The sequence below is a fragment of the Cytobacillus sp. Hm23 genome (genome assembly GCF_051842895.1).
Lineage (GTDB): Bacteria > Bacillota > Bacilli > Bacillales > SM2101 > Nanhaiella.
Window position 1 is genome coordinate 24,376 of the sequence record NZ_JBPXRQ010000019.1, and the last position, 20,939, is coordinate 45,314.

General features: G+C 34.2%; 23 protein-coding genes and 1 rRNA gene. 22 read left to right on the top strand and 2 right to left on the bottom strand.

Annotation, left to right across the window (positions count from 1 at the left end; translation table 11 throughout):
* Window positions 1-6: 6 nt before the first annotated feature.
* Window positions 7-1,302, bottom strand: a complete 1,296-nt coding sequence (locus ACSVDA_RS13520) for a glutamate-1-semialdehyde 2,1-aminomutase (RefSeq protein ID WP_485883926.1) — start codon at window positions 1,300-1,302, stop codon at window positions 7-9.
* 1,012 nt (window positions 1,303-2,314) lie between these two features.
* On the opposite strand from ACSVDA_RS13520, the gene ACSVDA_RS13525 reads away from it, so the two are divergent.
* The 20 genes from ACSVDA_RS13525 (at window position 2,315) to perR (ending at window position 19,126) form a co-directional block, all read left to right on the top strand.
* Complete coding sequence (locus ACSVDA_RS13525; RefSeq protein WP_485883928.1) at window positions 2,315-3,328, top strand: ABC transporter ATP-binding protein; 1,014 nt, start codon at window positions 2,315-2,317, stop codon at window positions 3,326-3,328.
* Window positions 3,321-4,112, top strand: a complete 792-nt coding sequence (locus ACSVDA_RS13530) for an ABC transporter permease (protein WP_485883930.1) — start codon at window positions 3,321-3,323, stop codon at window positions 4,110-4,112. Before ACSVDA_RS13525 ends, ACSVDA_RS13530 begins: the two co-directional genes overlap by 8 nt.
* A 4-nt stretch (window positions 4,113-4,116) precedes the next feature.
* Window positions 4,117-4,902, top strand: coding sequence for an ABC transporter permease (locus ACSVDA_RS13535; RefSeq protein WP_485883932.1), 786 nt, complete (start codon window positions 4,117-4,119; stop codon window positions 4,900-4,902).
* A 440-nt stretch (window positions 4,903-5,342) separates the two neighbouring features.
* Entirely contained in the window at window positions 5,343-5,753 is a 411-nt protein-coding gene (locus tag ACSVDA_RS13540) for an ion channel (RefSeq protein ID WP_485883934.1), read from the top strand.
* Window positions 5,754-5,855: 102 nt separating this feature from the next.
* Complete coding sequence (locus tag ACSVDA_RS13545; protein WP_485883935.1) at window positions 5,856-6,344, top strand: MarR family winged helix-turn-helix transcriptional regulator; 489 nt, start codon at window positions 5,856-5,858, stop codon at window positions 6,342-6,344.
* 268 nt (window positions 6,345-6,612) lie between these two features.
* A complete protein-coding gene (locus tag ACSVDA_RS13550; protein ID WP_485883936.1) occupies window positions 6,613-7,320 on the top strand; it encodes a pirin family protein in 708 nt (235 codons plus the stop codon).
* Window positions 7,321-7,493: 173 nt separating this feature from the next.
* Window positions 7,494-8,120, top strand: coding sequence for an FMN-dependent NADH-azoreductase (locus ACSVDA_RS13555; protein WP_485883954.1), 627 nt, complete (start codon window positions 7,494-7,496; stop codon window positions 8,118-8,120).
* Window positions 8,121-8,507: 387 nt separating this feature from the next.
* On the top strand, window positions 8,508-8,978 hold the full coding sequence (gene bcp / locus ACSVDA_RS13560; RefSeq protein ID WP_214480471.1) for a thioredoxin-dependent thiol peroxidase: 471 nt from the start codon (window positions 8,508-8,510) through the stop codon (window positions 8,976-8,978).
* Window positions 8,979-9,290: 312 nt separating this feature from the next.
* Window positions 9,291-10,085, top strand: a complete 795-nt coding sequence (locus tag ACSVDA_RS13565) for a hypothetical protein (protein WP_485883938.1) — start codon at window positions 9,291-9,293, stop codon at window positions 10,083-10,085.
* A 4-nt stretch (window positions 10,086-10,089) separates the two neighbouring features.
* Window positions 10,090-10,461 (top strand): GntR family transcriptional regulator, encoded by a 372-nt coding sequence (locus ACSVDA_RS13570; RefSeq protein WP_214480469.1) that lies wholly within the window; start codon window positions 10,090-10,092, stop codon window positions 10,459-10,461.
* The gene (locus tag ACSVDA_RS13575; protein ID WP_214480468.1) at window positions 10,458-11,159 is read left to right on the top strand and encodes an ABC transporter ATP-binding protein; all 702 of its coding nucleotides are present in this window, start codon (window positions 10,458-10,460) and stop codon (window positions 11,157-11,159) included. The genes ACSVDA_RS13570 and ACSVDA_RS13575 overlap by 4 nt, the downstream gene beginning before the upstream one ends.
* A gap of 436 nt (window positions 11,160-11,595) precedes the next feature.
* Window positions 11,596-12,720 (top strand): MGDG synthase family glycosyltransferase, encoded by a 1,125-nt coding sequence (locus ACSVDA_RS13580; protein ID WP_485883939.1) that lies wholly within the window; start codon window positions 11,596-11,598, stop codon window positions 12,718-12,720.
* Between the two features lie 17 nt (window positions 12,721-12,737).
* Window positions 12,738-13,427, top strand: coding sequence for a DedA family protein (locus tag ACSVDA_RS13585; RefSeq protein ID WP_485883941.1), 690 nt, complete (start codon window positions 12,738-12,740; stop codon window positions 13,425-13,427).
* A 55-nt stretch (window positions 13,428-13,482) separates the two neighbouring features.
* A complete protein-coding gene (locus ACSVDA_RS13590) occupies window positions 13,483-14,280 on the top strand; it encodes a patatin-like phospholipase family protein (RefSeq protein ID WP_485883943.1) in 798 nt (265 codons plus the stop codon).
* Window positions 14,281-14,451: 171 nt separating this feature from the next.
* Window positions 14,452-14,799, top strand: coding sequence for a lmo0954 family membrane protein (locus tag ACSVDA_RS13595; RefSeq protein ID WP_320210804.1), 348 nt, complete (start codon window positions 14,452-14,454; stop codon window positions 14,797-14,799).
* Between the two features lie 16 nt (window positions 14,800-14,815).
* The gene (locus tag ACSVDA_RS13600; protein WP_320210803.1) at window positions 14,816-15,451 is read left to right on the top strand and encodes a PspA/IM30 family protein; all 636 of its coding nucleotides are present in this window, start codon (window positions 14,816-14,818) and stop codon (window positions 15,449-15,451) included.
* A gap of 154 nt (window positions 15,452-15,605) precedes the next feature.
* Entirely contained in the window at window positions 15,606-16,340 is a 735-nt protein-coding gene (liaF, locus tag ACSVDA_RS13605) for a cell wall-active antibiotics response protein LiaF (RefSeq protein WP_320210802.1), read from the top strand.
* Window positions 16,337-17,383 carry a histidine kinase gene (locus tag ACSVDA_RS13610; protein WP_485883946.1) on the top strand — a complete coding sequence of 349 codons (1,047 nt, stop codon included), beginning with the start codon at window positions 16,337-16,339 and terminating at the stop codon, window positions 17,381-17,383. The genes liaF and ACSVDA_RS13610 overlap by 4 nt, the downstream gene beginning before the upstream one ends.
* Window positions 17,376-18,008 carry a response regulator transcription factor gene (locus ACSVDA_RS13615; protein WP_320210800.1) on the top strand — a complete coding sequence of 211 codons (633 nt, stop codon included), beginning with the start codon at window positions 17,376-17,378 and terminating at the stop codon, window positions 18,006-18,008. The genes ACSVDA_RS13610 and ACSVDA_RS13615 overlap by 8 nt, the downstream gene beginning before the upstream one ends.
* 671 nt (window positions 18,009-18,679) lie before the next feature.
* Window positions 18,680-19,126, top strand: coding sequence for a peroxide-responsive transcriptional repressor PerR (gene perR, locus ACSVDA_RS13620; protein WP_250886470.1), 447 nt, complete (start codon window positions 18,680-18,682; stop codon window positions 19,124-19,126).
* A gap of 45 nt (window positions 19,127-19,171) precedes the next feature.
* On the opposite strand, the gene ACSVDA_RS13625 is transcribed toward perR, so the two are convergent.
* Complete coding sequence (locus ACSVDA_RS13625) at window positions 19,172-19,537, bottom strand: YgzB family protein (RefSeq protein ID WP_485883948.1); 366 nt, start codon at window positions 19,535-19,537, stop codon at window positions 19,172-19,174.
* A 191-nt stretch (window positions 19,538-19,728) separates the two neighbouring features.
* Between ACSVDA_RS13625 and ACSVDA_RS13630 the strand changes: the two genes are divergently transcribed.
* Window positions 19,729-20,604 (top strand): nucleotidyltransferase-like protein, encoded by an 876-nt coding sequence (locus tag ACSVDA_RS13630; protein ID WP_485883949.1) that lies wholly within the window; start codon window positions 19,729-19,731, stop codon window positions 20,602-20,604.
* Window positions 20,605-20,846: 242 nt separating this feature from the next.
* Window positions 20,847-20,939: ribosomal RNA gene (locus tag ACSVDA_RS13635) — 16S ribosomal RNA — on the top strand; the annotation flags it as partial.

Below are 20,939 nucleotides of genomic sequence, written 5' to 3' on the forward strand. Positions count from 1 at the left end.
GTATAATTATGCATTTTTCAACTGTTTAAATGCAGTCTCGACAGCCTTTATTGTCGTTCGAATGTCTTCTTCTGTATGAGCTATTGTAATAAACCATGCTTCATACTTGGAAGGAGCAAGGTTTATTCCTTGAGTAAGCATTAACTTGAAAAATTTAGCGAAAGTATCGCCGTTTGTCTTTTCAGCTTGTTCATAGTTTTCAATGGTTTCATTCGTAAAATAAACAGTTAGGGCACCTTTAAGTCGGTTAATAGTTATAGGGATTTCATAGGCTTTTGCGTGAGTCAAAATGCCCTCTTCTAGCATCGCTCCTAAGTTATCTAGCTTTTCATATACATTGTTTTGTTGTAATACTTCTAGGCAGGCAATGCCAGATAAAATAGATGCGGGGTTCCCAGCCATCGTTCCCGCTTGATACGCTGGACCAAGTGGTGCTACTTGCTCCATAATATCAGCTCTACCACCGTATGCTCCAATAGGCAAGCCTCCTCCAATAATTTTACCTAATGCAGTTAAATCTGGTTTTACGCTTAGTAAGTCTTGAGCACCCCCGTACATGAATCGAAATGCTGTAATAACTTCATCATAAATGACAAGACTTCCTGCTGCATGTGTTAACTCATTCACTTGTTGTAAAAAGCCAGGTTTAGGTTCTACTATTCCAAAATTCCCTACTATTGGTTCTACTAGTACTGCTGCAATTTGATCTCCCCATTTTTGAAGTGCTTCTTTAAATGGTTTTATGTCATTAAATGGTACAGTAATGACTTCTTGAGCTATACTTTTTGGAACACCTGCAGAATCTGGTGTCCCTAGTGTAGACGGTCCAGAACCTGCAGCAACGAGAACTAGATCAGAATGACCATGATAGCATCCTGCGAATTTTATAATTTTATCACGCTTTGTATAAGCACGTGCTACTCTAATGGTGGTCATCACTGCCTCAGTCCCAGAATTAACGAAACGGACTTTCTCTAATGACGGCATAGCTTCTTTTAGCATCTTTGCAAAAGTAATTTCATGTCGTGTTGGCGTTCCATACAATACGCCATTTTCTGCAGCTGTTTTTATTGCTTCAGTAATATGTGGATGGGCATGCCCAGTAATAATGGGGCCGTATGCAGCTAAGTAGTCAATATATTTATTGCCATCAACATCCCAAAAGTAGGCTCCTTTCGCCTTTTCCATAGTTACAGGTGATCCTCCCCCGACAGCTTTGTAAGAACGAGAAGGACTATTCACACCTCCAAGAATGTGCTGTAAAGCTTCATTATGTAATTGTTTAGATTTAGTAAAATTCATAACTAACCTCCATAATAGTTTCAATATACACGCGTTATGTTTTTCGATTGGTTAAGTTTCAGTTCAGTGCATTATTCTTCGATTCATCATGATCCTTCATTCAAGGAAAAATACACCTGCATTTTTTATAGATCGCTTGCTTGTCGAGGATGAATGATGCGTTTGCGCTTTTCTAATTCTAGCTCCAGCGCCAATCCCCTCGAGGTCACTTCAATATTTCATTTGAAGTGAAAAACGCCTTCTAATGAAATATTTCCAGTGCTTGTCGGGGATGGACAAGGCGCTTCCGCTTTTCTATTTGTCCAGCTCCGCCTCCTAGCCTCTCGAGTTGTTTCACCTTTTCATCAGAAGACAAAAAGCGTCTTCAGTTGAAAAGCTTCCAACGCTAGTCGAGGCTGAACAGTCGGCTCCGCTTTTATATTTATTAATCCCCTCGAGGTCACTTCAGTATTTCATTTGAAGGCAAAAAGCGCCTTCTAATGAAATGCTTCCAGTGCTTGTCGGGGATGGACAAGGCGCTTCCGCTTTTCTATTTGTCCAGCTCCGCCTCCTAGCCTCTCGAGTCGTTTCACCTTTTCATCAGAAGACAAAAAGCGTCTTCAGTTGAAAAGCTTCCAACGCTAGTCGAGGCTGAACAGTCGGCTCCGCTTTTATATTTATCCAGCTCCAGCGCCAATCCCCTCGAGGTCACTTCAGTATTTCATTTGAAGGCAAAAAGCGCCTTCTAATGAAATATTTCCAGTGCTTGTCGGGGATGAACGATGCGCTTCCGCTTTCCTATTTGTCCAGCTCCGCCTCCTAGCCTCTCGAGTCGTTTCACCTTTTCATCAGAAGACAAAAAGCATCTTCAGTTGAAAAGCTTCCAACGCTAGTCGAGGCTGAACAGTCGGCTCCGCTTTTATATTTATTATACTATCAAAATATATTTTTGGTATGCTGTATGCTTTGTATTTGTTTCATTCACAATATTTATATAAACTAGTTTTTATCGTGTGTAGTTGGAGGGAAGAAAATGAAGAATGTAATAGAAGTAGATAGACTGAGCAAAGAATTTAAGTCTTTCTCAAGTCGAGCTGGGTTAAAGGGAGCGTTTCGAGATTTATTTACTCGAAATTATAAGTTAATTCATGCTGTTGATGATATATCGTTAACGATTAAAGAAGGAGAAATGGTAGGTTACATTGGAGAGAATGGTGCTGGTAAATCAACAACGATTAAAATGCTTACAGGGATTTTAACTCCATCGTCTGGAATTGTTCGAGTGAATGGGATGAATCCTCATAAAGATCGTGAAAAATTCGTAAGAACAATCGGGGTAGTGTTTGGTCAGCGGTCACAATTATGGTGGGATATTGCGGTACAAGAATCATTTAGGTTATTAAAAAAAATATATCAAGTGTCTGATGAAGACTATAACAATCATATGGGACACGTTATTGAAACTTTAGATATTGGACCTTTGTTGGATAAGCCTGTGCGAAAGTTGTCTTTAGGTCAACGTATGCGCTGTGAACTAGCTGCTGCTCTTATCCATAACCCGCCGTTATTATTTTTAGATGAGCCTACAATTGGTTTAGATGTGTTAGTAAAGCTTAAGATTCGGAAATTCTTAAAAGAAATAAATGAAAAATATAAAACAACAATATTACTAACGACACATGATTTATCGGATATTGAAGCATTGTGTGAGCGTGTTGTCATGCTTGATGAAGGGAAAATAATATATGATGGTTCATTACAAGCCCTTCGATCAAATTGGGGTGACGGTAAACAAATACAGTTTCAATTTACTAAGGAAATAAATGAAGCTGAATTATTGTCACATACTGCTGATCTAGATGTTAAGTGGCAAAATCATGAAAGAATGAATGTTTGGATTGCAAATGTCAGAGATGAAGAAACAATCATTTCAGAGCTCATTAGAAGAATTGTGGCGGTATACCAAATTAAAGATATTAATGTTAATGAGGTTGCTACTGAAGAAATTATAAGAAATATATACGAAGAAGGCGTTGTTAATGGATAAATACATAGAAATGATTAGAATACGCTTCTTAATGATGCTTGCTTATAGAACAAACTATTACAGTGGGATTTTAATTTACAGTATAAATATAGGTGCCTACTACTTCTTATGGACAGCAATCTACGGTGAAAAGGGCGAGTTACAAGGATTGTCTGTTATACAAATGACTACGTATGTAGCGGTAGCTTGGATGGCTAGAGCATTTTATTTTAATAATATTGATCGAGAGATTGCAACGGAGATCCGTGAAGGAAAGGTAGCGATAGAACTCATTCGTCCTTACAACTATTTAGGTATGAAGACGATGCAAGGATTAGGAGAAGGTTTGTTTCGTTTGTTGTTTTTTTCTTTACCAGGGATGTTTATTGTAGGATTAATTTTTCCTTTTAATTTTTCTACTAGCGTATCAACATGGTTTTATTTTATTATTGCAATTGTTTTAAGCTTCATTATAAATACTCAAATTAACTTAATTACAGGAATTATGACGTTCTTTTTATTTAATAACGATGGCTTAATCCGTGCAAAAAGAGTAGTGATTGACCTTTTTTCAGGACTACTGCTACCTATTAGCTTTTATCCATTATGGGCACAAGAAGTTATGATGTTCTTTCCGTTTCAGGCAATTAGCTATATTCCGAGTATGATATTTACTGAAGGGTTCAAAGGAAATGACATCATTGAAGCACTTATGTTTCAACTTATATGGGCAATCGTATTAGTCATACCTATTAAGCTTTTATGGAATAGTGCTAAAAAGCAGCTCATCGTTCAAGGAGGATAAAAACGTGTTTTACATATCGACTTTTTTTCAATACGTTAGTCAATATTTAAAAACGAGATTACAATATAGAGCAAACTTAGTCGTTGAAATTTTATCTGACTTATTATTTCAAGGTGTAAATCTCGTGTTTATATTAGTGGTATTCGGTCATACCCAATTGCTAAATGGGTGGAGTAGGGAAGAAATCATCTTTATTTACGGCTTCTTCCTTGTACCGTTCGCCTTGTTTACATCTTTTTTTAATATTTGGGATTTTAATGATAGGTATATTGTTAAAGGTGAAATGGATCGTATTTTAACTAGACCAATTCATAGTTTATTTCAAATTGTGCTTGAGAGGATGGAGCTTGAGTCATTATTTGGTGGCGTGACAGGAATTGCGATAATGAGTTATGCAGCTTATCAATTGGAGTTAGCTTTTCGCTGGTATGATGTAGTGATTTTTATTTTATTTGTAATCGGCGGCGCACTTGTCTATGCCGGGATTTTTATTATGATTGCTAGTATAGGCTTTTGGTCTGATGCTCGGACATCAATTATGCCTATGATGTATAACATCGGGAACTATGGAAGATACCCAGTTGATATTTATAATAAAGTAATTCGTTACATATTAACATGGATATTACCATTTGCATTTGTTGGAGTTTATCCAGCTGCGTATTTTCTTAAGAGAACAGAGTGGTATGGATATTCTTTTATTACTCCAATTATTGGTAGTTTGTTTTTCGTTTTAGCTGTAGTTATATGGAACATAGGAGTGAAAAAGTATAGAGGGGCGGGCAACTAGCATAACGGATTTCATTTCTATGCCCTTATATTAATACGATGGTTGTTTCACGTTGATAGTTGTTTTTCTTCGTACTAAGAAATAAACTTGGAAAAACAACTATGATACCGTGGCATCTTTTCATTTTATACGCCGAGACGCTACTTTATGTAAAACCTTAGTCTAAGTTTTATTAGGCTAAGGTTATTTTGTTCGATTAATTTAGGCTGTTTTCACGTTGATAGTTGTTTTTCGTAAGAAATAAATACGTATAAGCCAATCGTTCGTGGCATCTTTTTTTATTTAAAATGAGGTCAATTTATCTACTGCTGTCCTAAATTAATCTCTATAGCAACAAAGTTTTCGAAAAAAGCCTTTATTTATGTACAAAAGAGAATAGGCTTGTTTTTTTTTCGTATATATAGAGTAGGTTTAATCGGTGAAATATTGGAGGGGTAGAAATGGTGAGTTTTATCGTCTTGCTTACTTTTTTTTGCATTATAATGAGTGTCAGAACGATATGGAGTTTAAAACGAAAAGCCCACCAATTAGTTTCCTTTGAGAATTTGTTTGCGTTAGTTACTATTTATATAACGGTATTAATCGGGTTTGGGTTAATCTATACGATACTTGAGGAAAATGGCTATTCAATATTAAAAGAAGACGGTCAACATATAATAGGGGATTTTCTTACTAAGCTACAAACAAGTATGTATTTCAGTGCAATAACATTATTATCTGTAGGTTATGGTGACATAACACCAATTGGTGGAGGCAGATGGATTGCGATAGCAGAGGCATTATTAGGATACACAATACCAGCAGCCTTTGTAGTAAAGACAGTTATTCAGGTTGATAAGAAGGAGGGCTAATGAGAAGAAATCATATTCTCATTTATCTTCCTAATCTCACCACGAAGCGAAGCTTGAAGAGGGAGGCTTCTGGGATGATAAATTGACACAGAAGGATGTGTTATGTATAATGAATTCAAGATATTGGATGTTGAGAGGTTTGATATAATGGGTGAAAATAAAGAAATTAATTCTGCACTTAAGCTATTTGTTGTAATGTCAAAAGCACAGCGTTCTATTGTAGATGTTGTCAGTAAAGATGTTAAAAGCTATGGCTTAAATACAACTGAATTTGGTGTGCTGGATTTATTATATAATAAAGAAAAATTTCCATTGCAAAAAATAGGTGAGCATATATTAATTGCTAGTGGAAGTATAACGTATGTTGTTGACAAATTAGAGCAAAAAGGGCTTATTGAACGAAAAGGTTGTCCGAAAGACCGTCGTGTAACTTATGCGGCAATAACCAAAGCTGGGGTCGAGTTAATGGACGATATATTTCCGAAACATAAAAAGGTCATTGATGAGATTTTCTCTGTGCTTACAGAAGATGAAAAACAGATGATGATTGGATTATGGAAAAAAGTAGGATTTCATGTTTCGCAGTCATAGTTAATATTTAGAAACAAAATTTTTTTGGTTGCATTTATCTTGAATTCGTGATATATTAATTCATGACAATTCAATTGGTTAATAATAGTCGAATGATACCTCGATTTAATAATATATAGAATTGAGATTTTTAAGGTAATTAATATTTTTTGCAAATATATCTCTAATTAGAGAATTCTATCTTTAGATTATATTTGTATAAATGTATGAAGCTACGAGGTTTTGGTATCAGTTGAAATAAGTTTACACACTAAAGGGGTGAGAGAATATGATTAAAAAATTTCCCGCTAATTCAAGACATGAGATGAATCATGGATGGCTGAAAACACATTTAAGTTTTTCCTTTGCGGAATATCATGACCCAGAAAATGAATCCTTTGGTCCATTACGTGTACTTAACGATGATGTTGTAGCTCCTTTACGTGGCTTTGGGAAACATCCACATCAGGAAATGGAAATCGTCTCAATCGTATTATCAGGGCAATTACAACATGAAGATAGTCAAGGTAATAAGGCAACGACGACTTTCGGTGAAATTCAACGAATGTCAGCAGGGACTGGAATATATCACTCGGAGGTCAATCCATCAAGTGAAGAAGATGTTAACTTTTTGCAGCTTTGGTTTTTCCCGAAAGAACAAGGTGTTACTCCTTCATATGAAAAGACAGCTTTTGATATCGGAGCGATGAAGAACCATTTACTACCTGTTGTCGATAATCATCCTGACAATAGTAAAGTAGCACATATTAATCAAGACCTAACAATCTATTTAGCTGATTTAGAGTCAGATCACGCTATAACGTTTACACAAGATAAAGATAGGAAAACGCTCATTTTCGTCATAGAGGGAGAGTTACTTCTTAATGGAAATACAACATTAAATAAGAGAGATTCAGCACGTATTGTAGACGTAACTTCTCTAAATATACATGGGGTTGGTCAGTCAAGGTTTATGCTAATTGATTTGCCAGCATAACTTAGCACACTTTAAGAAATCATAGGTGGTCACAATATTGGAGGTGATGCCTTATTGGAAGTGATTAACCAATTAGGTTATTGACTTCTACATGATAATAAGGAGGATAAACAATGGGATTTATTAATAATATTATAAATAAATTTAAAACTAATAATGGGAGTGTAGAAAAAATGACAAAAGTATTATTTGTAAAAGGAAATCCAAAACAAGAGAAAGATTCATACTCATTACGCTTAGCAAATGCTTTTATTGATGCGTATAAAACTGAAAATCCAAATGACGAGATTATTGAGCTAGATCTATATAGTGAAAATATCCCATTTATTGATGGTGATGTATTATCTGCATGGGGAAAATTCGCAGCACAGCAAGAGCTTACTGCAACTGAACAAGAAAAAGTAGGTAGAATGAATGAGTTAACTGATCAATTTATAGCGGCTGATAAAGTGATCTTTGCTGCACCAATGTGGAATTTTGGTTTCCCACCGATGGTAAAAGCTTATATTGATACAATTTCAATTGCTGGAAAGACATTCAAATATACTGAAAATGGTCCAGTTGGGTTATTAGAAGATAAGCCAGTTGTTTTATTAGAAGCTCGCGGGGGAATTTATTCAGAAGGTCCAGCAGCAAGTGCGCAACATACTGTTAGCCATTTACAAACTGTTATGGGCTTCATAGGCATTCAGAATTTCCAAACAGTTGTAGTTGAAGGTGTTAACTTTGACCCTTCAAATGCCGAGAACATATTCCAAAATGCGGCTAACAAAGCAAAAGAAGTAGCAAAAACATTTTAAATAATGACAATAAAACCACGTCACATTAGCGACGTGGTTTTTTATTGTTGCTTAACCAGGTGTTGTATTCGTACCAATAAATTAAAATGTACCCAAATTTCAAATCCCTCACTAAAACGATGTCAATTACATGGGCTCTTTTCGTAAACTTTGTTGCTATTGAAACAATTTAGAGCAACAATTAATGCGTAAACAGCCATTACTTAAAAGCATTCATTACTTAAAAGCATTCATTACTCAGTATTAATAGTATTTACATATAGAACAGATATGTATTTGAGTTTGAAAACAATTCATTTGTTTTTATTGTCCTATTAGCGTTAAACTTTACATAGAAGTGTTCAAAAAAGGCGAGCTATGTCAGTCGCTATTATATGGAGGCATACTATGAGCTTAGAACTTAATCAAAAAGCACCTGATTTTCAACTATTATCAAATACTGGTGAAGAAGTTAAGCTGTCCAATTATTTAGGAAAAAATGTTGTAGTATATTTTTATCCAAAGGACATGACACCTGGATGTACAACCGAAGCGTGTGATTTCAGGGATAGACATGAACAGTTTACTGAATTAGATACAGTAATTCTAGGGATTAGCCCGGATCCAATCGAAAGGCATAAGAAATTTATTGAAAAGCATGGATTACCTTTCTTATTACTCGTTGATGAAGACCATAAAGTTGCTGAAGAATACGATGTTTGGAAGTTGAAGAAAAACTTTGGTAAAGAGTATATGGGAATTGAAAGATCAACTTTTGTCATTGATAAAGAAGGAAATGTGGTAAAAGAATGGCGAAAAGTTAGAGTGAAAGACCATGTAGAATCAGCTCTACAATTTATAAAGGATAACTTACAATAACAAAGGTAAATCAATCGGCTTTTCATAAGGCTCTCTTCATTTGTTGCTAATAATACCAAACGATTAGGAGCGGTCATATACGGTTGGCATCGTTTATGGGAGAAAGATGCCATGGGTTGTGTTTTAGTAAGTAAAACAACAATTAATGCAAAAAAGACATACTTTAAGAGTGTAGAGAAGATACATAATTTCTCTACACTTTTTTTATCCCATTTTAGACTTGTCCATATATTGACAATTAAATTGTTACGGTGTACTATGTAACTAGAACACTAAAACAATTATTGAATTAAATTATTAGGAGGTAGCGAAATGGTAGGAACAAGTTCTTTTAGTGGGTTATTGAAAAAAGATTTTTTACTAATGAGAAGTCATTTAGTCGCTGTTTTAATTTTAAATACAGCAGCCTTTGTTTTAGGGTGGTACCTTTATTCAAAATTATCATGGTCTAACTTTGATATTGGACTTAATGGGTTAGAGGTGATAGATGATCATTTAATTAAATTTATTCCGTTGTTAGCTATTAGTGTATTGCATGTCTTTTTTTTAAGTGTATATATGTTTTCTAGCTTGAATAAAGAAGCAAAAAAAATGCATTTATGGCTGCATAATCCTCAACCATCGTTTCAGTTAATAGCTAGTAAATTCTTAAATGGCTTTTGTGCATTAATCATTTCACAAGCAACAATCATCATTTTCATATTAATTAACTTCATTCCGCTATACGGAGAATTACAATCACCAATTTTGGCTGAAATATTTAATTTTGCCTCGCTAGAGATGTTCTATATTATTAGTATCTCAACTGTACTTTCAATCACCGTTCTCTTTTTTTGGGTAATATACCGTTTCATTAAAACTAGAATAGGTAAAGGATCCAAATTAATACTTTTCCTTATCATTATCGTATCACTTTATTTCTTTAACTCTTTGATGAATTTATCAATCATCGAGGTAATGTTAGAGTGGGGTGCTTATGAGATATATTATCCGAGTATTTTTGTTAGTGGAGCAATCTATGCAGGTTCACTCTTGTTTTTCTTAATATTCACCGCATGTTTGTTTTTCATATCATCATGGCTTATTGACAAGAAGTTGGAGGTATAAAGTAATGGAAGACTTTCAAGCAAATAGACCGATTTATATGCAATTAGTAGACCGGATTAGTCATAAGATTGTTAGGGGAGAGTTAAAACCGGGTGATAAATTAAAATCAGTTCGTGAAATGGCAGTTGAATCAGGGGTAAATCCGAATACGGTTCAACGAACTTATAGCGAAATGGAAAGGGTGGGTATTGTGGAAACGAGAAGAGGGCAAGGGACTTTTGTATCAGAAAGTGAAGAAAGGCTGGAAATGTTAAGAGAACAGCTTAAATCAAATCACATTATGAAATTCATTCAAGAAATGACTGCAATGGGATTTAAGCAAGATGAAATTATAAGAGACATCCAATCCTTTATGGTAAAGGAGAATATGAAATGATTGAATTACAAAATGTTACGAAAAAATATATCGGTAAAACAGCTTTGCATAATGTAAGTTTGTCATTTCCTGAAGGTAAGATTATAGGAATTATCGGCGAGAACGGTAGTGGGAAGTCCACCCTTTTGAAGTTGATGGCTGGATTAATACAACCTTCGCAAGGCTTTGTGAAAGTAGGCAATATGCAAGCTGACAGACGAATTTGTCATGTTGTAACCTATTTATCTGAGTTAGACGATTATTATCCATTTTACACCGTCAAGCAAACAATAGAATTTTTTGCAACTCAGTTTGAAGATTTTCAGTTATCCAAAGCTTTTGAGATTATGAAGTTTATGAAGTTAGATCCAAATCAAAAGGTTAAGCATTTATCTAAAGGGAACCGAGGTCGATTAAAAATAGTATTATCTCTAGCTAGGGATGTACCTTATATATTAATGGATGAACCTTTTTCAGGTCTAGATCCTATGGTAAGAGAGTCAGTTGTCAAAGGGCTCATATCGTTTATCAATTTGGAAAAACAAACGGTTATTATAACAACTCATGAAGTGGATGAAGTTGAACCTTTACTGGATACGGTTGTTGTAATTAGAGATGGTAATGTAGTTAATATTACTGATGTTGAGCATTTACATGAGGAAAAAAATATTGGTATAGTAGATTATTTGAAAAGTTTACATGAACCTAAAAGTAGTTGAGGATTTTGAAAAAGAAAATAAATGTACCTCCCTTCACCTAGATATATGACGAAAGGATGGGGAGGTTATTTTTTTTCATTCATAAGATTTGTGCAGAATTATCTTTCTGATTTTTAAGTATATTCAAAACTGAATGTAACAGCTTGATTGTTAGTCTTAATTAGCTATAAGCCTTAAGTCTTAGAGAAGTATAATACTCTGGCACGTTATGTAAAAACCTTGTATTAGCTAAGATTGAATTACGTAAAGTTGTGAATGTTAAATCCAAGATGAACTTGTTTAAGTTAACGTGAATATCGGAATTGGGTAGAGAGGCTTTTCTACACGGTCAATCCCCCTTGTATATGTGCTGTATAGAAGCCCAATTACAACATGGAGCTTAAAAAGATGAATCTTAATGAATTCAATATACTTGGAAGAGAAGGGTGAAATAAATATGAAAAAAGTTTTATTTTTACCATTGTTAAGAATGCCATCAGGGCATCATCAAGTTTCAGAGGCTTTCATTCATTCATTTAATTGTCATGACCACTATGTAAAAACGAAGAAGATAGATTTGCTTAGTCATTCAAATCCTCCTTTAGAAAAGTTTATTACTTCGTTTTACCTCAAATGGATTAAACTAGCTCCGCAATCTTATGAATGGGTTTATAAAAATTTTGGATATTCATCATCTAAAAATTATTCCTTACAGTGGTATGAGTTATTCTTTTTGAGGAATATGGAAAAACTCCTGCAGGAAGAGAAACCTGATTTAATAGTAGCTACACATGGCTTTCCATCATTTTTAGTTAGTCGTTTAAAAGTAAAAAATAAAATCGACATACCTTTAGTCAATGTTTATACTGACTTTTTTATTAATAATGTATGGGGAAGAGAAGGTGTTGATTTTCACTTTGTTTCAAGTGAACAAATGAAAACATATTTAATAGATGAAAACGGAATATCACCAGATAAAATTATATTGACTGGTATACCAATTAGTGAAGTATTCAATGGAATGAACAGGCAGTTTAAGCAAAAGGAGAGATATCATATTCTCATATCAGGTGGTAGTAGTGGTTTAGGAAATATAACAGACTTCTTGAGTAAAGTTGATATAGGAGAAACAACTCAATTTTCTGTATTATGTGGTAAAAATGAAAAACTGTTTCAAGATCTCAAAAATAGCAAGAACCCCTATATTACGCCATATCCATATATCTCTTCTAGAGAAAAAATGAATGACTTATACGAAGATGTTGATGCAATTGTTACGAAACCTGGCGGCGTAACTGTCAGTGAAGCTTTGCAAAAAAGGTTACCTATCTTTATAGAATCTGCCTTACCTGGTCAAGAAGATTTTAATTTGGCATACCTACAAGAGAAAGCACTCGTGTATAAACTAAATACTAATACCCCACTAAATCAACAACTTATGGACAAATTAAATAATAAAGAAAACTGGGAAGAACATCAACGTAGAATAGAAGAACATGTTCAAAGTTTTCATAATCCGTATGAACAACTATTGCAAATTATGAAAACGACCAACCGCATAGAGGTTGGTTACGTTGGCTAAAAGAAAGGCATCTTAAGTTGAGTTTCGTTGAAATTGTCCAAAATTTAGGAGTTGTTGGTTTATTCATCTCAATGTTTTTAGAAGGATCTTCATTACCTTTCCCTGGGGTAATAGTTGTATTATCGTATGGATTTTTATTAAACCCTAGCTATGTTAATTTAGTTGCTATTTCAATTGGCATGGCAATGATATATACATTGGCAAGCTTCATTCCTTATTTAATTGGTTTAAAGATGAGTTCTATATTTCCTAAAAAACTTCAAAAGGGGATTAACAAAGCCAGGTGTTGGTTTCAAAAGTACGGGACTTGGAGTATTTCTTTATCTAGACCATTTGGTATGGGGAATTATATATCATATATAGCAGGAATGAGCGAAGTGAAGGCTAGCGTTTATACCATTCATACATTTTTAGGTATTTTACCATGGTCATTTTCGGTGCTATTAATAGGTAAGTTTGGGAACGAAATAGCAATAAGAGATTTTTTCAAAGAATACCAGATTTATATTTATTCATTCTTGATCGTAGTGCTGCTTATTTATGGTTTATATATATGGTGGAAGGCAACAAACAATACTAATGAAGTAAAGGAGCAAGTTCAAAAAAAGGAAATGATAGACAGTGAAAAACAACAGAACTTAGCTCCGATGTTCGAGACGTTAGTTCGAGGGGTCCGTAAGGAGAGGAAAAAAGAGGTAATGAAATAATTCACTCCTATCCATCTCTAATATGAAAAATTATAGAAACAGGAGGAAGTAATAAATGATGGAAACTGGTTTATCATTGAGTGGAGGCTCTTTAAGGGGAGCAGCACATATTGGAGTTCTAAATGAGCTACAACATCAAAACATAGATGTTACGCATATTGCTGGTACGAGCGCAGGTGCATTAATTGCGGGTTTATATGCATGCGGGATGAGACCAGAACAAATGGAACATGAGCTAGAAGATTTATCAATAAGGAAAATGTTAGATATACAAGTGGGCAGAAAAGGATGGGTAAAAGGAAAACGTATTTATGAAAAGTTAGTTCAGCTTACAAATGGTAAGCATTTTTCAGATCTTGACATACCATTAGCAATTATAAGCTTAGACCTTATTTCTGGACAACTGGTTATTATCAAGTCAGGTGAAGTTGCTAAGGCGATTCATGCAAGTATCGCTATTCCTGGTATATTTGCACCTGTAAAACATGGAAATCAACTTCTCGTTGATGGTTATATTTTAAATAATAATCCAGTAGATGTGGTGAAAGATATGGGGGCTCAACATATTACAGCGGTGAGCATTAAAGGATCAAAAGACAGTAACCCTAAACATATTTTTCATCAGCTTTCAAGATATATAGGAGTTGCAAGTAAATATCATACAAGCCAGCTCGTAGAGAAGTATGCGGATTTAATCATTAATATTGACCTTCAAGGGGTCGCTCGCTCTGAGAGAAAATCTATGGACAGATTTATTGAATTAGGAAGGCAACAAGCGTGTGGAGCTTTTTCTAGTTTAAATATGAATGCTCGTGAGAATGTTGCTAATATTTATAAGCAGAAGGTTGTTTAATACTGGGTTTAAACGGCTTTTTTATATAGAATGAGAACGCAAATCACCATGAATTGATATTAGGGTCTTATCGTTACTAGGACTTGAGTCTTAATAGAAAATAGAGCGCAGGCGCGTTATGAAAAAGTGTAAATATAGATATGATGGACTTAAGAAAGGAGGAACATAATAATGAAAAATGTTGGTTTGTTTATAATCGGTGGAATAGCTGCAATGGTGTTAATTTCATCACTTGGACCAATGGTTGGATTAGCAATTAATCTTCTCATCCTCTATTTAGTTTTCAAACAGTTTATGAAAACTAAATCTACATTCGCTAAATTCGGGTGGGCGTTAATCGGTATTGTGATTCTTATGATCGTTGGGTCACACATTCCAGCTGTTATTGGTTTTGCAGCCGCTTATGTTTTATATATTGTGTATAAAAAATGGAATGCTAGTCAAGATACGATTGAAGAAACAGATGATCCCTTTGTAAATTTCGAAAAACAATGGTCAGAAATGAAAAGATATAATTAAAAGGAGATGACGAGAGATGGCTAACATAATTTCAAGGATAAGAAGTAGTATTGAAGCAGATTTACATGATGCTCTAGATAGAAAAGAACATAAAAATCCTGTGGCGGTTTTAAATCAGTATTTGCGACAATGTGAGCAAGAAACAGAAAAAGCCCGCAAATTATTAGAACGTCAATATACATTAAAAGATGAATTTACTCGCGAATATAAGCATGCAAAACAATTTGCAGAAAAAAGAAAACGACAAGCTGAAATCGCTTCTCAAGCAGATGAAAAAGAATTATATGATTTCGCAGTACAAGAGCAAGCTCAATATGAAGAGCGAGCATACCGCTTAAATAACTTACTTACAGAAGCTACTCAACAAGTAGATGTCCTTGAACGAAAATATGAGGAAATGAAGCATAAGGTAAAAGATATGCACATTAGACGAATGGAGCTTATGGGTCGAGAGAATATTACTCGTGCACATCACCGTATGAACAAAGTAATAAATTCGAATGACGCAACGAACAGTCCTTTCACTAAATTTGAAGAGATAGATAATTATCTAGATCGATTAGAACATGATATGAATAGTTCATATTTTAGAAACACAATTGATGCACGGATTGCTCAATTAGAAAAGGAAGCAAAAAAAGAAGTAAATTAGAAGAAACGCATTCAAATTTCTAGACTAGACATGGTATGCTAGAAGGCGTAGGTAACTGCGCCTTTTCGGCTCTAAAAATTGACTTATAGGGTGGGCTCTATCGAGTAGCCATACAATATTAAAGAAGAGGTCTTATACAGAGAGGAGTAAGCCCATGTTTAATAAAATAACGACTGAACAATTAAGCTGGATTGTAGTAATAATAATCGCTATGCTACTGCTAGAGGTTTCATTTTTTAACAGTGGGGTTATCTTTTCTCTAATCGTATCAATAAGTTTAATTTATATTGGCCGCAAACGTATGCCGAAGGCTAGTGGGAAAATTCTGTTTTGGTTTGGGTTGCTTTTTACATTATTAAGTGTAACAGGGATGATGACGTTTAAACTCTTGCTGTTGGTCATCATTATTTTCTTAATTAATAGTTTCGTACAATCGAAAAAAGAACCATCTACTATTAAGCCAACAATAAAAGAGCCTGAAATGATAGCTTCTGAGGAAACGTTAATTACACGTTCACCTCTTATGAAAAATATATTAATTGGGCAACAACAAACACCATCTCATGTATATGAATGGAACGATGTTAATATTCAAGCTGGTATTGGTAACACCGTAATAGATTTAAGTTATACTGTTCTTCCTAAGGGAGAAACAATTATCTTCATTAGAAATTTTATAGGTAATATTGAAGTTCTTATACCATATGATTTAGAAGTTAGTATTCGCCATTCAGTTTTCATTGGTTCATCAACGGTATTTGAAGTACATGATGCTAATATGTTTAATCAAGTGTTTAGCTTACAAACCCCTCAATATGATAATGTTGACCAGAAAATAAAAATTGTTACCTCAATGATAGTGGGAAATATTGAGGTGAAGCGAGTATGAATGCAATCCAAAGGCAGCTGATTATTGGTTTAAGTATGTCAATGATTGTCTTACTAGTGACATTGATTGGTACATTTCTAGTATTTCCATTACCAGAATGGAACGTTTTGTGGAAAAAAGAAATAATGGAGATACCGTTTGTACTATTTATTGTTGTAACAAGTATTATTGTTGGGCTTTTTTTTGGAGCGATCTCTGGATTATCTTGGAGAAAACATCTTATATCAATAAGTGGTATGCTTCATCAAATGGAAACTGGTCACAAAATAAAAGTAGATGAAAAAGCTCCACTCAGTGAAATTCAAGCTATTTATGATCGGATGGACAACATACAAAGAAAGATGTCGGAACAGACTAAATTATCAAGAAAGCTAGCTAATGAAATAGTGGAGGATCAAGAGCAACGAATTCAAGAAATGATTTCTCAAGAGAGGAATCGTTTAGCTCGTGAATTACATGATTCAGTTAGCCAGCAGCTATTTGCAGCATCTATGTTAATGTCTGCGATTAACGAAGCAAATCCCCTTTCAAATGAGCGTGAAACGAAACAGTTAAAAATGGTTGAACAAATGATTCATCAATCCCAGCTAGAAATGCGTGCCTTGTTGCTTCATTTGAGACCAGCTGCTCTAAAAGGGAAGTCTCTTCAAGAAGGGATTGAGATGCTATTAGTGGAATTATCCCAAAAAGTATCAATGTCAATCCAATGGAAAATTGAAGAGACACCTATGGAAAAAGGAGTGGAAGATCACCTGTTCAGAATTTTACAAGAATCGCTATCAAATACATTGCGTCATGCGAAGGCTACTAAACTTGAAGTGTTATTGATTCAAAGAGATGAACTAATTATTTTACGTGTAGTTGATGATGGAGTGGGCTTTGTCGTGGAGGAAACGAAAGCAGGTTCTTATGGTTTACAGAACATGTATGAACGGGCGATCGAAATAGGTGGTACGATGAATATAGTAAGTGTAAAAAATAATGGTACCCGTCTTGAAGTGAAAATACCGATATTAAGAAATGAGGGAGAAGCTGGTGATTAAAGTATTATTTGTTGATGATCATGAAATGGTTCGTATAGGTGTGTCATCATATTTATCTGCTCAATCAGACATAGAGGTTGTGGGAGAAGCCGATAATGGAAGGGATGGCGTTGAACTTGCACTTTCATTACGTCCAGATATCATACTTATGGATTTAGTAATGAAGGAGATGGATGGGATAGAAGCAACTCAGATGATCATCGATCAATGGCCAGAAGCTAAAATTATTATTGTAACGAGTTTTTTAGATGATGAAAAAGTATATCCTGCTTTAGAAGCTGGTGCAACGAGCTATTTATTAAAAACTTCAAAAGCTAATGAAATTGCTAATGCAGTGCGTGAAACGTATCGTGGGCAGTCAGTCCTTGAACCTGAAGTGACAGGGAAGATGATGCGAAAAATGCGACAAAAAAATGTGCAGCTTCTACATGAAGAACTAACAAGTAGAGAAATGGAAATTTTATTATTGATGACAGAGGGGAAAACAAATCAAGAAATTGCTGATGAGTTATATATCGCATTAAAAACGGTGAAAGCGCATGTTAGTAACATCTTAAGTAAATTGGAAGTGCAAGATCGAACACAAGCGGTGATTTATGCTTTTAAGCACTCGTTAGTTAAGTAATCATATACATATTACCTCTGTTAAATCTCACCTTAAAGCCTATCTTTTTTTGTATAGGGGCAAACATCCAAACGATTTCATCTTAGTTGAGTATGATAGTATTGTAGGGCATACCTCCTCAGTATTCAATACAATTCATTTTGCGGGATATAGTTCCGCATTTTTTTGTGTATGGCTCTTTTCGTAAACTTTGTTGCTTTTTTACTTACATTGGAGTAACTGATGCTTATTAAATGCTTTTTACAATCTTTAGAGAAGGAAAGTGGCCCAGAACATTAGTTATATTCTCGTATAGTTCTTATTACGAAAAGTAGCAATTAATGCGAATGCAGCTTTGTGTATCAAGAAGTTATGATCTTGTTATTCATTTGAAGTGAAGAAGGATCATTTAGTTAACTTCTTGCTAAAATTAACAATGTAGGATAGGCTCTATCCGCTAGTCATAGCCTAAACACTAGTTGCATAATTGTTTCGCTTTAGTAGGTAAAACAATAACTAGTCCGAACAAATCTTGAAAAGTGGTTAATAATTTGAATTATTTTTTTCGAAAAATGCGTAAAATTAGATTTCATCTCATATAGTAAAGGTGTATATATTGACAAAACTGAGTATAACAATGTAGACTAATTATAAATATTATAAAGTAAGAATCTTTTTTAGGAGAGAGGTGCATGACGGTGTCCCATCATGACCAATTGAAAGAAGCTCTTGAGGCGTTAAAGCAAACAGGGGTTAGAATTACCCCACAACGTCATGCGGTTCTTGAGTATCTTATCCATAATGTGTCACACCCAACTGCTGACGATATTTATAAAGCGCTTGAAGGTAAATTTCCTAATATGAGTGTAGCAACAGTATATAATAACTTAAGGGTGTTTCGTGAAGTAGGTTTAGTTAAAGAGCTAACATATGGAGATGCATCCAGCCGATTTGATTATGTTACAACAGATCATTACCATGTGATATGTGAGGAATGTGGTAAAATTGTTGATTTCCATTATCCTGGATTGGATGAGGTAGAAGCCTTAGCGGAACATGTGACAGGATTTAAAGTAAGCCATCACCGTATGGAAGTTTACGGAGTATGTGAAGATTGTCAACAAAATAAAAAACACTAAAAAGCTGATGGTCGAAAAGACTATCAGCTTTTATCTTATAAGATGTTATTTTGTAATTGTTTTTTTGTCTTTCTTATTATATTTTTCATTAAATTCTTTTCCTTCAAGTGATGGATCAAGAGTTAGCGGTTCGTTGCAATACATACATATATCTACTTTACCTAACATTTTTGTTGTCTTTTGGCATGATGGACACACTACTTGAACAGTTTTTGTAGATAACATACCAATCCAAAAGTAAACAACCGTACTAGCTACAATACATAGAAGACCTAAAATCATAAAGATAGTCATCGCAACAACTGATGACCGAAAGAATATACCACCATACATTACAAGAACCCCAATAAAAATCAAACTAAGAGCAAATGTGCGTATTTTGTTTATTTTATTTGAATATTTTTTAGCCATGCCGTCAACCTCCTAATTTAATAATATAGCATAACTAAAATAGAAATGTACACGCTTAACAATTGCATTGTATAGACATAAGAGAGTATATTTATTGATATCCATAGTTTCTATATTAATAACTTCAAAAATTAAAGGTTATTTAAAATTAGTATCGAATAAATAATTATCAAAAAAGGGAGGAACTTAAAATGGAAGATATACTTCGTCCCATTTATCAGGAAAGAGCGAGTCATAAAAATACACTAGGTGTAATTTATGTAGAAAAAAAGGGAGAAGCTGTTAGTTCTATCACCGATACATTTGATGTTGTGTTATTAGTCATTATTAAAGATTCAGAACAATCGGTTCAAATTAAACATTATGAATTCAATCATAACAAAGCTGCCTTACATATTGTAGATGAAAACCAATTAAATGAATGGGTATTGCTAGGCTCTAATAGAAAAGTTATTGAATGGTTAATGAATGGACGGGTTTTATTTGATAGAAATGAATACATTCACAACCTTAGAAATGAGTTAGAGATGTTTCCTAGGGACTACCGTAAACTAAAAATGGGAGTAGAATTTGCTAAACTAATTAGAAGATATTTAGAAGGTAAAAAATTTTATGACTCTAAGCAATATCTAGATGCGTTTAATTATGTTGTTCATGCACTGCATCATCTTGCACGTTTAGCGGTTGTTGAAAATGGATTTCATCCTGAGGTACTTGTTTGGGGACAAGTGAAACAAATTGAACCTGAGATCTATAAGCTATATGAGAAATTAATTGAAGGTGAAGAAACATTAGAAAAAAATTTAGAGTTATTATTTTTAGCTAGTGATTTTCTTATCAGTTCAAAAATTGATCTAGGCTCTGAACATTTACTTGAGGTTTTATCAAGCAAAGATGAACCATGGACTTATGAAGATATAATGAATCATTCACAGCTTACTCATTATTCAATAGACCTTTCTATCATGATAGAATTCTTAATAGAGCGTGGATATATTCATGTGCATAAGGTGGAAACAAAAGGCCAACATATTTATCACAGATGTTATTCTGTAGAAAGTAATTAAAAAAATATAAAAAAGCATATTGACGTATAATTATCCCCGTGATATATTTATATTCGTCGCTGCGGAACAATGTTTTAAAGCAGCGCAACATAAAAACAAACTAAAAAAAGTTATTGACATAACAACTTGAAAATGTTATATTAAAAAAGTCGCTTATGAGCGATAACTTAAAAAATGTTCTTTGAAAACTAAACAAAACAAAAGCGTCAACGTTAATTTTTGAACAAATGAGCAATCAAACTTTATTGGAGAGTTTGATCCTGGCTCAGGACGAACGCTGGCGGCGTGCCTAATACATGCAAGTCGAGCGAACCAAAGGGAGCTTGCTCCCGGAG

What these genes read in the sequence shown, in the direction of transcription:
- ACSVDA_RS13520 (WP_485883926.1), bottom strand. Translation starts at nt 1,302, where the DNA reads ATGAATTTTACTAAATCTAAACAATTACATAATGAAGCTTTACAGCAC.
- ACSVDA_RS13525 (WP_485883928.1), top strand. Translation starts at nt 2,315, where the DNA reads ATGAAGAATGTAATAGAAGTAGATAGACTGAGCAAAGAATTTAAGTCT.
- ACSVDA_RS13530 (WP_485883930.1), top strand. Translation starts at nt 3,321, where the DNA reads ATGGATAAATACATAGAAATGATTAGAATACGCTTCTTAATGATGCTT.
- ACSVDA_RS13540 (WP_485883934.1), top strand. Translation starts at nt 5,343, where the DNA reads ATGGTGAGTTTTATCGTCTTGCTTACTTTTTTTTGCATTATAATGAGT.
- ACSVDA_RS13545 (WP_485883935.1), top strand. Translation starts at nt 5,856, where the DNA reads ATGTATAATGAATTCAAGATATTGGATGTTGAGAGGTTTGATATAATG.
- ACSVDA_RS13550 (WP_485883936.1), top strand. Translation starts at nt 6,613, where the DNA reads ATGATTAAAAAATTTCCCGCTAATTCAAGACATGAGATGAATCATGGA.
- ACSVDA_RS13555 (WP_485883954.1), top strand. Translation starts at nt 7,494, where the DNA reads ATGACAAAAGTATTATTTGTAAAAGGAAATCCAAAACAAGAGAAAGAT.
- bcp (WP_214480471.1), top strand. Translation starts at nt 8,508, where the DNA reads ATGAGCTTAGAACTTAATCAAAAAGCACCTGATTTTCAACTATTATCA.
- ACSVDA_RS13565 (WP_485883938.1), top strand. Translation starts at nt 9,291, where the DNA reads ATGGTAGGAACAAGTTCTTTTAGTGGGTTATTGAAAAAAGATTTTTTA.
- ACSVDA_RS13570 (WP_214480469.1), top strand. Translation starts at nt 10,090, where the DNA reads ATGGAAGACTTTCAAGCAAATAGACCGATTTATATGCAATTAGTAGAC.
- ACSVDA_RS13575 (WP_214480468.1), top strand. Translation starts at nt 10,458, where the DNA reads ATGATTGAATTACAAAATGTTACGAAAAAATATATCGGTAAAACAGCT.
- ACSVDA_RS13580 (WP_485883939.1), top strand. Translation starts at nt 11,596, where the DNA reads ATGAAAAAAGTTTTATTTTTACCATTGTTAAGAATGCCATCAGGGCAT.
- ACSVDA_RS13590 (WP_485883943.1), top strand. Translation starts at nt 13,483, where the DNA reads ATGATGGAAACTGGTTTATCATTGAGTGGAGGCTCTTTAAGGGGAGCA.
- ACSVDA_RS13595 (WP_320210804.1), top strand. Translation starts at nt 14,452, where the DNA reads ATGAAAAATGTTGGTTTGTTTATAATCGGTGGAATAGCTGCAATGGTG.
- ACSVDA_RS13600 (WP_320210803.1), top strand. Translation starts at nt 14,816, where the DNA reads ATGGCTAACATAATTTCAAGGATAAGAAGTAGTATTGAAGCAGATTTA.
- liaF (WP_320210802.1), top strand. Translation starts at nt 15,606, where the DNA reads ATGTTTAATAAAATAACGACTGAACAATTAAGCTGGATTGTAGTAATA.
- ACSVDA_RS13610 (WP_485883946.1), top strand. Translation starts at nt 16,337, where the DNA reads ATGAATGCAATCCAAAGGCAGCTGATTATTGGTTTAAGTATGTCAATG.
- perR (WP_250886470.1), top strand. Translation starts at nt 18,680, where the DNA reads ATGACGGTGTCCCATCATGACCAATTGAAAGAAGCTCTTGAGGCGTTA.
- ACSVDA_RS13625 (WP_485883948.1), bottom strand. Translation starts at nt 19,537, where the DNA reads ATGGCTAAAAAATATTCAAATAAAATAAACAAAATACGCACATTTGCT.
- ACSVDA_RS13630 (WP_485883949.1), top strand. Translation starts at nt 19,729, where the DNA reads ATGGAAGATATACTTCGTCCCATTTATCAGGAAAGAGCGAGTCATAAA.